Source organism: Pseudomonas sp. R11F (genome assembly GCF_050312575.1).
Taxonomy (GTDB): Bacteria; Pseudomonadota; Gammaproteobacteria; order Pseudomonadales; family Pseudomonadaceae; genus Aquipseudomonas; species Aquipseudomonas palleroniana.
Genome location: NZ_JBNPJU010000034.1, coordinates 1 through 15242 on the forward strand (window position 1 = coordinate 1; position 15242 = coordinate 15242).

Consider the following 15242-nt stretch of genomic DNA (forward strand, 5'->3'; position numbering starts at 1 on the left):
CGCTGCTGTCAACACCTCTTTTTCTCCGCTTTCGACCGAGAAGATCGAACCGTTGATAGAGCCAAACAACACCGCCCGATCAACTCCTTCTGGGCTTCGATGAACTGAAGCTATTCGCTGTCAGAATCTTCGTAACTTCTTGTTTATCAAGGAGTTTTCAGTTTCGACAGCGCCGGAAGTGGGGCGAATTATAGACAGATATAATTCGCCGTCAACCATTAATTCTTCTTTCCTATCAAACAGTTGCCTTTGTTCAAAAAACAACCAAGCCGCTCCAGCGCCTTCTATATAGAAGACCGCTTTCAGATTACTCCTGCCTCTCTTAAAGCAGCGACACTGGCCGGCATCAATCCCAGAACGTCTTGCAGCACCTTGACGGTATGCTCACCTAATAGAGGAGGCGCACTCCGATACTCCACTGGAGTCTTGGACAACCTGATCGGGCTGGCAACCTGAGGTACCACCCCCGCCAAGCCATGGGGTAGCGTCATCGCCAAGCCACGCGCCCTGACCTGAGGGTCGGCGAACACCTGCGCCAAATCATTGATCGGCCCACACGGCACGCCCACTTGCTCCAACTGTGACACCCACTCAGCCGTCGTCTTGAAGACCGTAGCCTGGCGAATCAACGGAATCAGCTCTGCACGGTTGGCCACTCGCGCCTTATTGGTTGCAAAGCGCGGGTCATCTGCCCACATCGGCCGGCCGGCCACTTCAGCGAACTTACGAAATTGACCGTCGTTACCCACCGTCAATATGAAGTCACCATCAGCCGTGGGGAAATCCTGATAGGGCACGATATTCGGATGCGCATTACCAAGACGCTTTGGCGGCACTCCCGTCGTCAGGTAATTCATGGCTTGGTTAGCCAGACATGCCACCTGCACATCCAACAGAGCCATATCGATATGCTGGCCACCACCATCATGATCCCGATGAGCCAGCGCGGCGAGGATCGCCACGGTCGAGTAAAGCCCCGTTAGGATGTCGGTCAACGCCACGCCAACCTTCACCGGCCCAGCCCCATCATCACCCTCGGGTCGACCGGTCAGACTCATGAGTCCGCCCAGCCCCTGAATCATAAAGTCGTAACCGGGACGCGTCGCATAAGGCCCCGTCTGGCCGAAGCCCGTTATCGAGCAATAGATCAGCTCCGGATTGAGCTCCTTGAGCGACTCATAATCCAGCCCATAGGCTGCCAGCCCACCCACCTTGAAGTTCTCGATCAGGATGTCGGACTTGGCCGCCAGGTCGCGTACCAGTTTCTGCCCCTCTGGCCGCGTGAAATCGATGGTCACCGACTCCTTGTTACGATTCGCCGACAGATAATACGCCGCCTCGCTGGTGCTCTCGCCATCAGCGTCCTTGAGGAACGGCGGACCCCATGCTCGCGTATCGTCGCCCACACCTGGCCGCTCGACCTTGATGACTTCCGCCCCAAGGTCCGCGAGAATCTGCCCGGACCATGGCCCCGCCAACACTCGCGATAAATCCAGCACCCTCAGGTGCGAAAGCGCGCCCATGCCGTGCTCCTATTAATAGAAGGCCTGAAGACCGGTTTGTGCACGCCCCAGGATCAGGGCATGCACGTCATGAGTACCTTCGTAGGTATTCACCACCTCCAGGTTGACCAAGTGACGCGCGACGCCGAACTCATCGGAGATACCGTTCCCCCCCAGCATGTCCCGCGCCATACGCGCGATATCCAGGGACTTGCCACACGAGTTGCGCTTCATGATCGAGGTAATCTCAACCGCGGCCGTACCCTCATCCTTCATACGCCCCAGACGCAGGCAGCCTTGAAGGGCGAGAGTGATCTCGGTTTGCATGTCGGCCAGCTTCTTCTGGATCAGCTGGGTCGCCGCCAAAGGACGGCCGAACTGCTGACGATCGAGGGTGTATTGACGGGCGGTATGCCAGCAAAATTCAGCCGCACCCAACGCCCCCCAGGAAATACCGTAACGTGCAGAGTTGAGGCAGGTGAACGGCCCTTTCAAACCTCGTACATCCGGAAAAATGTTCTCTTCCGGCACAAACACGTTATCCATGACAATCTCGCCAGTGATGGAAGCACGCAACCCAACCTTGCCATGAATCGCCGGAGCGCTCAGACCTTTCCAGCCTTTCTCCAAGACAAAACCACGGATATCACCGGCATCGTCCTTGCCCCACACCACAAACACATCGGCGATGGGGCTATTGGTGATCCACATTTTGGCGCCCGTCAGGCTGTAGCCACCCTCCACCTTGCGCGCGCGGGTAATCATTGCGCCCGGGTCAGACCCATGATTGGGTTCGGTCAGGCCAAAACAGCCAATCCATTCGCCAGAGGCCAATTTCGGCAGGTACTTCTGCTTCTGCGCCTCAGTACCAAATTCATTGATCGGCACCATGACCAATGACGACTGCACACTCATCATCGAACGATAGCCGGAATCTACGCGCTCTACTTCACGCGCAATCAGCCCATAGCTGACGTAGTTCAAACCACTGCCACCGTACTGCTCGGGAATCATCGCCCCCAGCAGGCCGGTTTCCCCCATTTCACGGAAGATCGCAGGGTCGGTTTTTTCATGGCGGAAAGCTTCGAGGACACGCGGCGCCAGCTTGTCCTGGGCAAATTGCTCAGCGCTGTCACGCACCATGCGCTCTTCTTCGGTGAGCTGTTGATCCAACAACAGCGGATCGATCCAGTTGAAGCTTGCCTTGCCAGCCATGAATAAGTCCTCGCGCAAAGAATCAGAAGTCGTGGATGGAGCCTAGGCCGAGCAAACGCAGAGGGCAAACGAGGTTTCCTCATAGGGTTGTGCTAATTTCTCACTTCGAAAACGCCAAGAACCACACACACGCGTTTTATAAGTGAGTACACCGTACATGCGCAGAAAAATCCCCAGTACCACCGCCCTCGTCAGTTTCGAAGCGGCGGCCCGCCACGAGAGCTTTACCAAGGCGGCGCATGAGCTTTCCATTACCCAGGGCGCCATCTGTCGACAGATCGCCAGTCTTGAAGAGTTTTTAAGTGTCGAGCTGTTTCGGCGCTCGCGGCGCGGGGTAAAGCTGACGGAAGCAGGGCTGTCCTATAGCCGTCGCGTCGCCATGCAATTGGATGCCGTGGAACGCGACACCTTGTCGGTCATGGGGCAGCAGGGCACTAATGTCATCGAACTGGCCGTAGTCCCTACTTTCGGCACTCAATGGCTGATCCCACGGCTCAAGGATTTTCAACGCCAGCACCCGGAAGTCACGGTCAACCTGACCAATCGCACGCGCCCCTTTCTGTTTGCCGACACCGAGTTCGATGCCGCAATCTACTTTGGCGATGCCGACTGGTCCGGCACCGAATCCCATCGACTGATGGGTGAAAACCCGGTTCCCGTGTGCAGCCCGCGCTTGCTGGGTACCCACACTCACTTCAGCCCCCAGCAGATCGCAGAACTGCCGCTGCTGCAGCAAACCACTCGACCCTATGCCTGGCGCCAATGGTTCAACGCGCAACACTTGAACATACCCCGCGACATGACAGGCCCCCGTTACGAGCTATTCTCGATGTTGTCCCAGGCAGCCATGCATGACATGGGCATCGCCCTGATTCCACCCTTTCTCATCCAACGCGAACTGGATGAGAGGCAGTTGGTGATTGCCAACGCCAAGGCACTGAGCAGCTCGAAGGCTTACTACCTGATGATTCCCGATCGAAAAGTCGAATCAGCGTCATTGCACGCATTCAGGGATTGGCTGATCGATCAATCACAACGCTACATCCCAAGCATTTAAAGGGGAGATCAGGGATTATTGACCGTGTAGTCAAATAAATTTTAATCCTACAGATATACGTATATGTCGCATTTAAGCAGACTGTACTGATTGATAAAAAATGAGGCCAAAAGCCACAATCTACATGGCCTGTAGCGACTTAAAACGGCCAATACGCGACCATTCACAGCAACGATGCAAAAAAACCAAAAAAACACCTGAATACCTTTAAACACCTGTATTTAAAGAGGTTATTCCAGGGCATTGCGACAATCAGTCACAGGGTGACTTGTAGTTAATTTTTCGTCACCCGTCATAATCTCTTGAAGGCCGTAAAGTTCGCCTGCAAAATGCCGCGCCCCGCTGTCATTTCAGCGGGATCGTGCTGATCGGCCGCCCCAGATGCGCCACTCGCGGTGCACTGGCCTTTTTACAAAAAGATCAAAAGCAAAAAGATCATGCAGGAGATTTGACGTGCACATTGGTGTTCCTCTCGAAACCCAGACCGGTGAAACGCGGGTGGCTGCCACCCCGGAAACCATCAAGAAGCTGATCGGCCAGGGCCATAAGGTCACTGTGCAAAGCGGAGCGGGCGTCAAAGCCAGCATCGTCGACAGTGCCTATGAAACGGCAGGCGCAACCATTGGCAGTGCCAACGATGCATTGGGTGCCGAGCTGATTCTCAAGGTGGTTGCCCCCAGCGACAGCGAACTGGCGCTGATCAAAAGCGGTACCGTATTGGTGGGCATGCTCAATCCGTTCAGCAACGAAACCATCGCCAAGCTGGCCGAGCACGGCATCACTGCATTCGCACTCGAAGCCGCTCCACGCACGTCGCGGGCCCAGAGCCTGGATGTGCTGTCCTCCCAGGCCAACATTGCCGGCTATAAAGCCGTGTTGCTCGCCGCTCACCACTACCCACGCTTCATGCCGATGCTGATGACCGCCGCAGGCACCGTTAAGGCTGCCCGTGTACTGATCCTGGGTGCCGGGGTTGCCGGTCTCCAGGCTATCGCGACAGCGAAACGTCTGGGTGCAGTGATCGAAGCTTCCGACGTGCGCCCGGCCGTCAAAGAGCAGATCGAATCCCTCGGCGCCAAGTTCGTCGACGTTCCGTACGAAACCGATGAAGAGCGCGAATGCGCCGTCGGTGTCGGTGGTTACGCACGCCCGATGCCGAGCAGCTGGATGCAGCGCCAGGCCCTGGCAGTGCACGAACGCGCCAAGCAGGCTGACATCATCATCACCACGGCGTTGATTCCAGGCCGCAAGGCACCGACTCTGCTGAGCGCAGAAACGGTTGCACAAATGAAGCCTGGGTCAGTGGTCATCGACCTCGCGGCCGCCCAAGGCGGCAACTGCCCGCTGACCGTGGCTGACCAGGTGGTGGTGGAAAACGGCGTCATCATTTGCGGCCCAACCAACCTGGCCGGTGCCGTCGCCGCGGACGCGTCTGCCTTGTATGCGCGCAACCTGCTGGACTTCCTGAAGCTGGTCTTCACCAAGGAAGGGCAGTTTGAAATCAACCTCGAAGACGACATCGTCGCCGCGTGCCTGATGTGCCGCGACGGCCAAGTCATCCGCAAAAACGCCTAAGCAGGGACTCAGACGATGGAAGAGCTTATCTCCCCCGGTATCTACAACCTGATCATCTTTGTGCTGGCCATTTATGTCGGTTATCACGTGGTCTGGAACGTTACCCCCGCACTGCACACGCCATTGATGGCCGTGACCAACGCTATTTCCGCAATTGTCATCGTCGGCGCCATGCTGGCCGCGGCACTCACCGTGACGCCACTGGGCAAGACCATGGGCACCCTGGCTGTCGCCCTGGCGGCGGTCAACGTATTCGGCGGCTTCCTGGTCACTCGCAGGATGCTGGAGATGTTCAAGAAGAAAGCGCCCAAAGTTAAAGAAGAGGTGCAGAAGTAATGAGTATGAACCTGGTAACGACGCTCTACCTGATCGCGTCGATCTGCTTCATCCAGGCCCTCAAAGGCCTGTCGCACCCCACCACCTCGCGACGTGGCAACCTGTTCGGCATGCTCGGCATGGCGCTGGCTGTACTCACCACCGTAGGCCTCATCTATAAGCTCGGCGCGGAGCTGGCCACCGCCGGTATCGGCTACGTGATTGTCGGCCTGCTGATCGGCGGCACGGCCGGCTCGATCATGGCCAAGCGCGTAGAAATGACCAAGATGCCGGAGCTGGTAGCCTTCATGCACAGCATGATCGGCCTGGCAGCCGTGTTCATCGCGATTGCCGCCGTGGTCGAGCCGCAATCCCTGGGTATCGTCAAACACCTGGGCGACTCGATCCCTGCCGGCAACCGCCTGGAGCTGTTCCTCGGTGCCGCCATCGGTGCGATTACCTTCTCAGGCTCAGTGATCGCGTTCGGCAAACTGTCGGGCAAGTACAAGTTCCGCCTGTTCCAGGGCGCACCCGTACAGTTCGGCGGCCAGCACAAGCTGAACCTGGTGCTCGGCCTCGCAACATTGGGCCTGGGCCTGGCGTTCATGTTCACGGGCAACCTCACAGCGTTCGCGCTGATGCTGGCCCTGGCCTTCGTGCTCGGCGTGCTGATCATCATCCCGATTGGCGGCGCCGACATGCCCGTCGTCGTATCGATGCTCAACAGCTACTCCGGCTGGGCAGCGGCGGGTATCGGCTTCTCGCTGAACAACTCGATGCTGATCATCGCCGGCTCCCTGGTAGGCTCCAGCGGCGCGATCCTCTCGTACATCATGTGCAAGGCAATGAACCGCTCCTTCTTTAATGTATTGCTGGGGGGTTTCGGCAATACCTCGGACGCCGGCGCGGCGACCGGTTCCAAGGAAGCGCGCCCAGTGAAGTCGGGCTCGGCCGACGACGCGACGTTCCTGCTGACCAACGCCGACACCGTGATCATCGTGCCGGGCTATGGCCTCGCGGTGGCTCGGGCGCAACACGCGCTCAAGGAGCTGACCGAGAAGCTGACCCACCACGGCGTCACCGTGAAGTACGCGATCCACCCCGTGGCAGGTCGGATGCCAGGGCACATGAACGTGCTGCTCGCCGAGGCCGAAGTGCCTTACGACCAAGTGTTCGAGATGGAAGACATCAACTCTGAATTCGGCCAGGCCGATGTGGTGCTGGTGTTGGGCGCCAACGACGTGGTCAACCCAGCCGCCAAGAACGACCCGAACTCACCGATCGCCGGCATGCCGATCCTCGAAGCGTTCAAGGCCAAGACGATCATCGTCAACAAACGTTCGATGGCCAGCGGTTATGCCGGCCTGGATAACGAGTTGTTCTACCTGGACAAGACCATGATGGTCTTCGGCGACGCCAAGAAGGTCATCGAAGATATGGTCAAGGCCGTCGAATAACACTGCGCCAGCGCAATACCCAAAACCCTGGCCTCCGGTAGGCTGGGGTTTTTTATTGGCCTGATGAAACCCGACCAAAGGCTCTAAATCGCTGCCCGGCATTCGACCATGGTAGCGGGCCGAATTTTTTTGAAATCACTAAACTGCGCACCTTGCTTCCGTAGCCTGAGATAACCATTCATGTACCGTGATCGTATCCGCTTGCCTTCGCTGTTGAATAAGGTCATGAGCCCGGCCGACGCCGCCGCACTGATCGAGGACGGCATGACCGTCGGCATGAGCGGCTTCACCCGTGCCGGTGAAGCCAAGGCCGTTCCGCATGCACTGGCGGAACGCGCCAAGACCTCTCCACTGAAAATCACCCTGATGACCGGCGCCAGCCTGGGCAACGACCTGGACAAACAGCTGACCGAAGCCGGCGTGCTGTCCCGTCGCATGCCATTCCAGGTCGACAGCACCCTACGCAAGGCGATTAACGCCGGCGAAGTGATGTTTATCGACCAGCATTTGTCGGAAACGGTCGAGCAACTGCGCAACAACCAACTCAAGTTGCCGGACATCGCGGTGATCGAAGCCGTGGCGATTACCGAACAAGGGCACATCGTACCGACCACCTCCGTGGGCAACTCGGCCAGCTTTGCGATATTCGCCAAGCAGGTCATCGTCGAGATCAACCTGGCGCACAACCCGAACTTGGAAGGGCTGCACGACATCTATATCCCGACTTATCGGCCGACGCGCACACCGATTCCGCTGGTCAAAGTCGACGACCGCATCGGCAGCACTGCAATTCCGATCCCACCGGAAAAAATCGTCGCCATTGTGATCACCAACCAGGCCGACTCAGCCTCAACCGTGACGCCGCCCGACAGCGACACGCAGGGCATCGCCAATCACCTGATCAACTTCCTCAAGCAGGAAGTGGACGCTGGGCGCATGACCAACAAACTGGGTCCGCTGCAGGCCGGTATCGGCAATATCGCCAACGCAGTGATGTGCGGCCTGATCGAATCGCCGTTCGAAGAACTGACCATGTACTCGGAAGTGTTGCAGGATTCGACGTTCGACCTGATCGACGCCGGCAAGCTGAGTTTTGCATCCGGCAGCTCGATCACGCTGTCGGAACGGCGCAATGCCGATGTATTCGGCAACCTGGAACACTATAAAGACAAGCTGGTACTGCGCCCGCAGGAGATCTCCAACCATCCGGAGGTGGTGCGCCGCCTGGGCATTATCGGTATCAATACCGCGCTGGAATTCGACATCTACGGCAACGTCAACTCCACCCACGTCTGCGGTACGCGGATGATGAACGGCATCGGCGGCTCCGGGGATTTCGCCCGCAACGCACACCTGGCGATCTTTGTGACCAAGTCGATAGCCAAGGGCGGCGCGATTTCCAGCGTGGTACCGATGGTCAGCCATGTGGACCACACCGAACATGATGTCGACATCCTGGTAACCGAAGTCGGCCTGGCCGACCTGCGCGGCCTCGCGCCGCGGGAACGGGCCCGCGTGATCATCGACAACTGCGTGCACCCGGCCTACCGCGATGCGCTCAACCGCTACTTCGACGCGGCCTGTGCAATCGGTGGGCATACTCCACACATCCTGCGCGAAGCACTGAGTTGGCACATCAATCTGGAAGAAACCGGGCATATGCTCAAGGCTTGATTGGTACAGATCCGGGCTGATGCAAATACAGTTTCATCAGCTCGGCAGGTCAAACCACACATCCGTAAAAAACTGTACTGCTGTACCGGTCTTTTCCTACCGAATTATCCTACTCCCTTCACCGAAAATGCCTATTTCGCACTGTTTCAGTGCGGACAGGTACAGTTGCCCCATTTCCGTACAGTACAGCACCTATAAACAGTTAACTGGCCTCTCACAATACAGGTGAACTGTATCTAGAGAGTCTTGCGCGAGAGGAGGATCATTGGCATCAGTTAAACCACTACCTAATCCCGCCACAAGCGGAAGGATGTCATCATGGAACGTACACTCAGTTCCGAACTGTTCTTCGAAGAAAAAGCTGTAAACTCCCAGGCTTCCCTGCCTTTGCGCGTTCTCGCCAACCTGATGTTGTGGCAGCGCCGCATCTCCAGCCGCCACCAACTGGCTCGTCTGGATTCGCGTCTGCTGGCTGACGCCGGTATCAGCGAAGCTCAACGCTACGAAGAGCTGAGCAAGCCGTTCTGGCGCTAATTGGCGCCCGCTGGCCCTGACCCGCCGGGTCCACCGCCAGCACCCTGATTTGTCAAAGCAAAGCCCGCCCCGGGAAACCGGAGGCGGGCTTTGCTGTTTATGGGCGCCGAATCAGCGGCCTGGTTTACGTGGACTAGTACAGTTTTATAAAATCTAAAAACTACCAGTACAATTAAATTGCAGGCTTCCGAACGGACAGAAGACGGCTTAATATCCACCACCACGTGGCGAACTTTGTAGAACAGACGTCTGATGCCCAATAGCACCCATGTCCGTTTCACAGTGGCCGCTCTGCGCCGCATTATTTGTCTATCTACAGGAGTTAACCCATGTCCCGTCTCCGCCTGCTGAGTGCTGCTGCCCTGTTGGCCATCACTGCCAACGCCAACGCGAGCAGCCTCATCGTGACCACTGACTCGATCGTCGGTGCGCTCAAAGCCACTTCCGATGCCAGCTCCGATGCAACCTCCTCCTTGCGTGACCACAAGGTGGTACAAGCCGCCCGTGACGACGCCGCCAGCTTCGTCGCCAGCGAAGGCGCCATCCGTGGCGTGAAACTGGAAAGCGCCCTGGCTCACATCCGCCAACAAGCGCCACAGTTGAATACCGCGACTGATGCGCAGTTGGCCCAGGCAATCCTGGCAATCTGATCGCAGATGAAATTCCGGGAGCGCCGCCGCTCCCGGACGCATCGCCGCTGGCTCTCGCCCGGGCATTGCGCTAGCCTTGGCGCTCGCTTTCAGTTGTCGAGACCCATGGCATTTTCATACCGCCTGTTGTTTGTTCCTGTATTGATTTGCGCCTGCTGGTCACCACTGGCATCAGCCTTTGATGTGTCCACCCAGAGCACCGTCATCAGTGCCTATGCCACCAGCAAGGTGACATCAGCGCCCTTTGACAGAAAAAGAATACTGGCCGCCCGGGATGACGCTGCCGCGTATATAGCCACAGACGGCCAATGGCGGGGCGCCCGACTGGAATCCGCACTGGATTACCTGCGCCGTACCCAGCCAAAACTTAACGCCAGCGACCTTGAACTGGCGCAAGCAATTCTCGTCCAATAGTCATCTTTGTATTCTGGAGTTAGTCCATGCGTAGCCCGCTGATCGCCGCCGCTCTCGGCCTGCTGTTGTTGGCCGATGTCGCCCACGCGCAAACCCTGAAAGCCACCAGTAACATCATCGTACGAGCTTCGGCCCGCACGATTGATTTCACTTCGGACACCACCACCTCCATCCGCGATTCCAAAATCGTGCGTGAAGCCCACGATGATGCAGCCAGTTTCGTCGCCTCCAATGGCGAGATCCGCGGCGCCCAACTGGAAGCTGCTTTCGACACCCTGCGAACTCGCGTACCTGAAGCCCGCGATGCCAGTGACCAGACTCTCGCTGAAGCCATCCTCGCACTGTGAGGCGCGTCGCCGCCTGGCTACTGGCCTGGGCTGTGCTGCTGTGTGCAGGTACCGCCCAGGCCAGCCTGCAACTGAGGCTCATAACCGAGGGTTTGAGCCCGGCCGAACAGCAGGCCAGCCAGGCGTTGCTCGATGAAGCGATGCGCTCTTTGCCGCCGCGCTTTATCGAGCAGTTGGACCGGCGCATCGATGTCGGCTGGACCGACAAGATGCCGGAAAACGCCTACGGCCAGGCTTCTCTGGTGTCCGAGTTGGACCTCAACCGGAACCTGCTCGCCAGCCTGACCGATGGCAGCGCCGCCACCCAGAAAACCAATCGCCCCCACGGCACCGTGCGCCGGGAAATGCTCGCCACTGTGCTGCATGAACTGACCCATATCTACGATCGTGCACGCCTATGGTCCAAAGACGACCGCGCTCTGATCAATCGCTGCAGCCGCCAGAACAACATCACCGGCCTGATCGGCCTGCCCGATCAATGCCGGGGTCAGAATGACCGCCGCTTTACCCTCAGCGACGACCCCCGCCTGCTCGACCTAGCCGGCTGGCCGCAATACGTCGGCCGTCGCGGTGAGCGCGAGCAACACAACCATCAAGTTGCGCGCAGCCCGGATCTCTACGAAACCACCAGCCCACTGGAGTTCGTAGCGGTCAACATGGAGTATTTTCTCCTCGACCCCAGCTACGCCTGCCGCCGCCCTGCGCTGTTTCGCTACTACAAGGAACACTTCGGCTGGGCACCACCTGAGCAGGACACCTGCGCCAAGACCTACGCGTTCCTGAATGCCGGCAACGACTTTGCCAAGACGCCGCTGGGTCAGGTCGACCCCGAGCGCGTCTACGAAATCGACTACCTGCTGGCCGAAGCCAACCAGAACCTGGTGAGCCGCTGGGGCCACAGCATGTTGCGCCTGGTGATCTGCGCACCGGGCCGCCCGCGCGGCCCGGACTGTCGCCTGGACCTCGACCAACACCTGGTGCTGTCGTACCGCGCTTTCGTGGGTGACGTGCAACTGTCGAGCTGGGATGGCCTGGTCGGCAAATACCCGTCGCGATTGTTCGTACTGCCGCTGGCCCAAGTGATCGATGAGTACACCAAGACGGAACTGCGCGGCCTGGCCTCGGTGCCACTGAAGCTCAACCGCCAGGAGATCACCGACACCGTCGAGCACGCCGCCGAAATGCACTGGAGCTACGACGGCAACTACTTCTTCATTTCCAACAACTGCGCGGTGGAAAGCCTGAAACTGTTGCGCAGCGGCAGCGCCAATCCACAACTGACCGGCCTGGATAACATCACCCCCAACGGCTTGCTGGAAGTACTCAGCGCACGCGGCCTGGCCGATACCAGCGTACTTGACGACAAGCGCGAGGCATTGCGCCTGGGCTATCACTTCGACTCGTTCCGCGAACGCTATCAGGCAATGTTTGATGTGCTGCGCAAACGCCTGCCAATCCAGCAGACCCAGGTTGAAGATTGGCTGTCCCTGAGTGCGGCCGAGCGACGACAGTGGTTCAGCCAGGCCGACTTACGCACCAGCGCCGCACTGCTACTGCTGGAACAAGCCAGCTATCGCAGGCAACTGATGCTGGCTCAGGACGAAGTCAAGCAACGCTACCTCAGCGCCCGCGAGCTGAAAAACGGTGGCATGGAACAAGCCAACAACACCCTGCAGCAAATCCTCGCCAACAGTGGCTTCCTCAGCCGTCCGGCTGAACTGCTGGGCAGCGGTGGCTACGGCCTGCCGCAGCCGTCGGAGTCCAAACGCCTGGAATCGGAAAGCGCCGAGCGCCAAAAGCAATTGCAGTCGTTGACCGGCGATCTGGATAAAGAGGTCAGGGCGCTGCTGGACCCTTCCCGTGCCGACGAGATTGCCGCCTGCGAAGCCAACCTCAAGCAAATGGGCGAGCATCTGCGCCAGCTGCACAAGGCCGCCGGCGGCCTCGAACTGCCCTGAAAAATCACTGCCAAACACCGTCCAAATGTGGGATCTACATAAATTCATAGACCGCGCATCTGTCCACCACCACCTGTTTACTCAGCGAAAGCTGGTTGAAAGGTTTCAAGTCTAGGATCGCCCCACTGTCGGCAACAGACCGACTGTTAACAACAACAATGGTGATTCCCGATGTCCGTCCGTACCCGCCTGTTCAGCCCTACTCCCCCCGTACGCCTCGTGCTTTTCGTTCTGCGCTGACCCCACCCGGTTCGCCATTCCCTAGCCGCGCTACGCCTGGAGTTTCCCTATGCTGACTTTCCTTGGCTTTGCCATGGTCATTACGTTCATGTTCCTGATCATGACCAAGCGCCTGTCCGCGCTGATCGCCTTGATCATCGTACCGATCCTGTTCGCCTTGTTTGGTGGCTTTGCACCGGAGATAGGCCCGATGATGCTCGCGGGCATCACCAAGCTTGCGCCGACCGGCGTGATGCTGATGTTCGCCATTCTCTATTTTGCCCTGATGATCGACTCCGGCCTGTTCGACCCGGCCGTGCGCAAGATCCTCAAGATGGTCAAGGGCGACCCACTGAAAGTCTCGGTCGGCACCGCCGTCCTGGCCCTGGTGGTGTCCCTCGATGGTGACGGCGCCACCACTTACATGATTTGCGTGGCCGCCATGCTGCCGTTGTACCAGCGCATCGGCATGAGCCCGCGAATCATGGCCGGCTTGATCATCCTCGCCGGTGGCGTGATGAACATGACGCCTTGGGGCGGTCCGACCGCACGCGCCGCCAGCGCACTGCATGTGGACCCCTCGGACATCTTCGTACCGATGATCCCGGCCATGGCCGCTGGTGTGGTTGCCATCCTGGTGATTGCCTACCTGTACGGCAAGCGTGAGCGTGCCCGCTTGGGTGAGCTGCACCTGCAGGGCGACGAGATCGACCACAGCGAGATCAGCGTCTCGCAATACCCGGACGCCCGTCGTCCAAAGTTGATCTGGTTCAACGGCGCGCTGACCTTCGCCCTGATGTGCACCCTGATCGCAGGCCTGCTGCCGCTGCCGGTGCTGTTCATGGTGGCGTTCAGTATCGCCATGATCGTCAACTACCCGTGCCTGCAACAGCAGAAGGACCGCGTCGCGGCCCACGCAGGGAGCGTGCTGGCGGTCGTCGGGCTGATCTTCGCCGCCGGTATCTTCACCGGCATCCTGTCAGGCACCGGCATGGTCGACGCCATGTCCAAGAGCCTGCTGGCGGTCATCCCGGATGCGCTGGGCCCTTACCTGGCGGTGATCACCGCGTTGGTGAGCATGCCGTTCACCTTCTTCATGTCCAACGATGCGTTCTACTACGGCGTACTGCCAGTACTCGCCGAAGCCGCCAGCCACTACGGCATCACCGCCGTGGAAATGGCCCGCGCCTCCATCGTTGGCCAGCCCGTGCACTTGCTGAGCCCGTTGGTACCCTCGACCTACCTGCTGGTGGCCCTGGCCGGCATCGAGTTTGGCGATCACCAGCGCTTCACCCTCAAGTGGGCAGTGCTGGTGTGCCTGTGCATAATGTTCGCCGCGTTGCTGATGGGGATTTTTCCGCTGTTCAGCACTCTATAACCGTAACAACCCCACCGCGCGGCGCGACAGCCGCGCGGTTTAACACTCGCTCAAAGGAATACACATGGAATGGCTGACCAATCCGGAAATCTGGATTGCCTTCTTCACCCTGACGGCCCTCGAGATCGTCCTGGGTATCGATAACATCATCATGATTTCGATCCTGGTCAGCCGCATGCCCAAGCATATGCAGGCCCGCACCCGGATCTTCGGCCTGGCCCTGGCCATGGTCACGCGAATTCTGTTGCTGCTGTCGATCACCTGGGTGATGCAACTCACCGCCGATCTGTTCGTGGTGTTTGGCCAAGGCATTTCCGGGCGCGACCTGATCCTGTTCTTCGGTGGCTTGTTCCTGTTGTGGAAAAGCTCCCAGGAGATGTACCACGCGCTCGAAGGCGAAGACGAAACTCACGACGAGCCCAAGGGTGCCGGTGGCAAGTTCATCTACACCATTATCCAGATCGCGATCATCGACATCGTGTTCTCCCTGGACTCGGTGATCACCGCCGTCGGCATGGTGTCCCATGTTCCGGTCATGGTGGCCGCGATCATCGTCGCCGTACTGGTGATGATGATGGCCGCCGGCACCATCAGCGAATTCATCGACAAGCACCCGTCGCTGAAAATGCTGGCGCTGTCGTTCCTGCTGGTGGTGGGTACAGTGCTGATCGCCGAATCCTTCGACGTGCACGTGCCAAAAGGCTACGTCTACTTCGCCATGGCGTTCTCGCTGGCGGTGGAAGCGATCAACATCAAGATGCGCACCGCCATTGCGAAAAAGAAGAAACAGCAGGAGCCGGTGAAACTGCGCAAGGACATTCCGGGTCAATAACCCGAGCCAGACAAAAAAAGAGGCTTTTTAAGCCTCTTTTTTTTCATCCACGAAAAGTCGATTTCATGACAGTTTTATTTCAAACCTCACTTTAGCTATGCGATGCTGGCGCAGA

General features: G+C 58.5%; 14 protein-coding genes. 12 read left to right on the forward strand and 2 right to left on the reverse strand.

All coding sequences use genetic code 11. The annotated features are described in order from the left end of the window. Nucleotides 1-302 precede the first annotated feature (302 nt). Both ACQRBV_RS08565 and ACQRBV_RS08570 read right to left on the reverse strand, forming a co-directional pair. Entirely contained in the window at nt 303-1523 is a 1221-nt protein-coding gene (locus tag ACQRBV_RS08565; protein WP_090367684.1) for a CaiB/BaiF CoA transferase family protein, read from the reverse strand. A gap of 12 nt (nt 1524-1535) precedes the next feature. Next, nucleotides 1536-2717 (reverse strand): acyl-CoA dehydrogenase, encoded by a 1182-nt coding sequence (locus ACQRBV_RS08570; protein ID WP_010207882.1) that lies wholly within the window; start codon nt 2715-2717, stop codon nt 1536-1538. A gap of 157 nt (nt 2718-2874) precedes the next feature. On the opposite strand from ACQRBV_RS08570, the gene ACQRBV_RS08575 reads away from it, so the two are divergent. The 12 genes from ACQRBV_RS08575 (at nt 2875) to ACQRBV_RS08630 (ending at nt 15127) form a co-directional block, all read left to right on the forward strand. Then, on the forward strand, nt 2875-3774 hold the full coding sequence (locus ACQRBV_RS08575) for a LysR family transcriptional regulator (RefSeq protein WP_411985772.1): 900 nt from the start codon (nt 2875-2877) through the stop codon (nt 3772-3774). A gap of 453 nt (nt 3775-4227) precedes the next feature. Further along, on the forward strand, nt 4228-5349 hold the full coding sequence (locus ACQRBV_RS08580; protein ID WP_060756464.1) for a Re/Si-specific NAD(P)(+) transhydrogenase subunit alpha: 1122 nt from the start codon (nt 4228-4230) through the stop codon (nt 5347-5349). Nucleotides 5350-5364: 15 nt separating this feature from the next. Continuing rightward, complete coding sequence (locus ACQRBV_RS08585; protein ID WP_025854291.1) at nt 5365-5685, forward strand: NAD(P) transhydrogenase subunit alpha; 321 nt, start codon at nt 5365-5367, stop codon at nt 5683-5685. Then, nucleotides 5685-7121, forward strand: a complete 1437-nt coding sequence (locus ACQRBV_RS08590) for an NAD(P)(+) transhydrogenase (Re/Si-specific) subunit beta (RefSeq protein WP_060756465.1) — start codon at nt 5685-5687, stop codon at nt 7119-7121. Before ACQRBV_RS08585 ends, ACQRBV_RS08590 begins: the two co-directional genes overlap by 1 nt. Before the next feature lie 180 nt (nt 7122-7301). Further along, nucleotides 7302-8795: an acetyl-CoA hydrolase/transferase family protein gene (locus ACQRBV_RS08595; protein WP_060756466.1), complete on the forward strand. Its 1494-nt coding sequence runs from the start codon at nt 7302-7304 to the stop codon at nt 8793-8795. 318 nt (nt 8796-9113) lie between these two features. Then, nucleotides 9114-9329, forward strand: coding sequence for a DUF1127 domain-containing protein (locus ACQRBV_RS08600; protein ID WP_003170833.1), 216 nt, complete (start codon nt 9114-9116; stop codon nt 9327-9329). Nucleotides 9330-9658: 329 nt separating this feature from the next. After that, nucleotides 9659-9979: a DUF2388 domain-containing protein gene (locus tag ACQRBV_RS08605; protein ID WP_060756467.1), complete on the forward strand. Its 321-nt coding sequence runs from the start codon at nt 9659-9661 to the stop codon at nt 9977-9979. A 105-nt stretch (nt 9980-10084) separates the two neighbouring features. Then, nucleotides 10085-10393, forward strand: a complete 309-nt coding sequence (locus ACQRBV_RS08610) for a DUF2388 domain-containing protein (protein WP_081087082.1) — start codon at nt 10085-10087, stop codon at nt 10391-10393. 26 nt (nt 10394-10419) lie between these two features. Next, nucleotides 10420-10740: a DUF2388 domain-containing protein gene (locus tag ACQRBV_RS08615; RefSeq protein WP_060756468.1), complete on the forward strand. Its 321-nt coding sequence runs from the start codon at nt 10420-10422 to the stop codon at nt 10738-10740. Continuing rightward, a complete protein-coding gene (locus tag ACQRBV_RS08620; protein WP_411985771.1) occupies nt 10737-12698 on the forward strand; it encodes a DUF4105 domain-containing protein in 1962 nt (653 codons plus the stop codon). Before ACQRBV_RS08615 ends, ACQRBV_RS08620 begins: the two co-directional genes overlap by 4 nt. A 289-nt stretch (nt 12699-12987) precedes the next feature. Next, nucleotides 12988-14295, forward strand: coding sequence for a CitMHS family transporter (locus ACQRBV_RS08625; RefSeq protein ID WP_060756470.1), 1308 nt, complete (start codon nt 12988-12990; stop codon nt 14293-14295). Nucleotides 14296-14359: 64 nt separating this feature from the next. Further along, entirely contained in the window at nt 14360-15127 is a 768-nt protein-coding gene (locus ACQRBV_RS08630) for a TerC family protein (protein ID WP_060756471.1), read from the forward strand. The last annotated feature ends 115 nt before the right edge of the window (nt 15128-15242 follow it).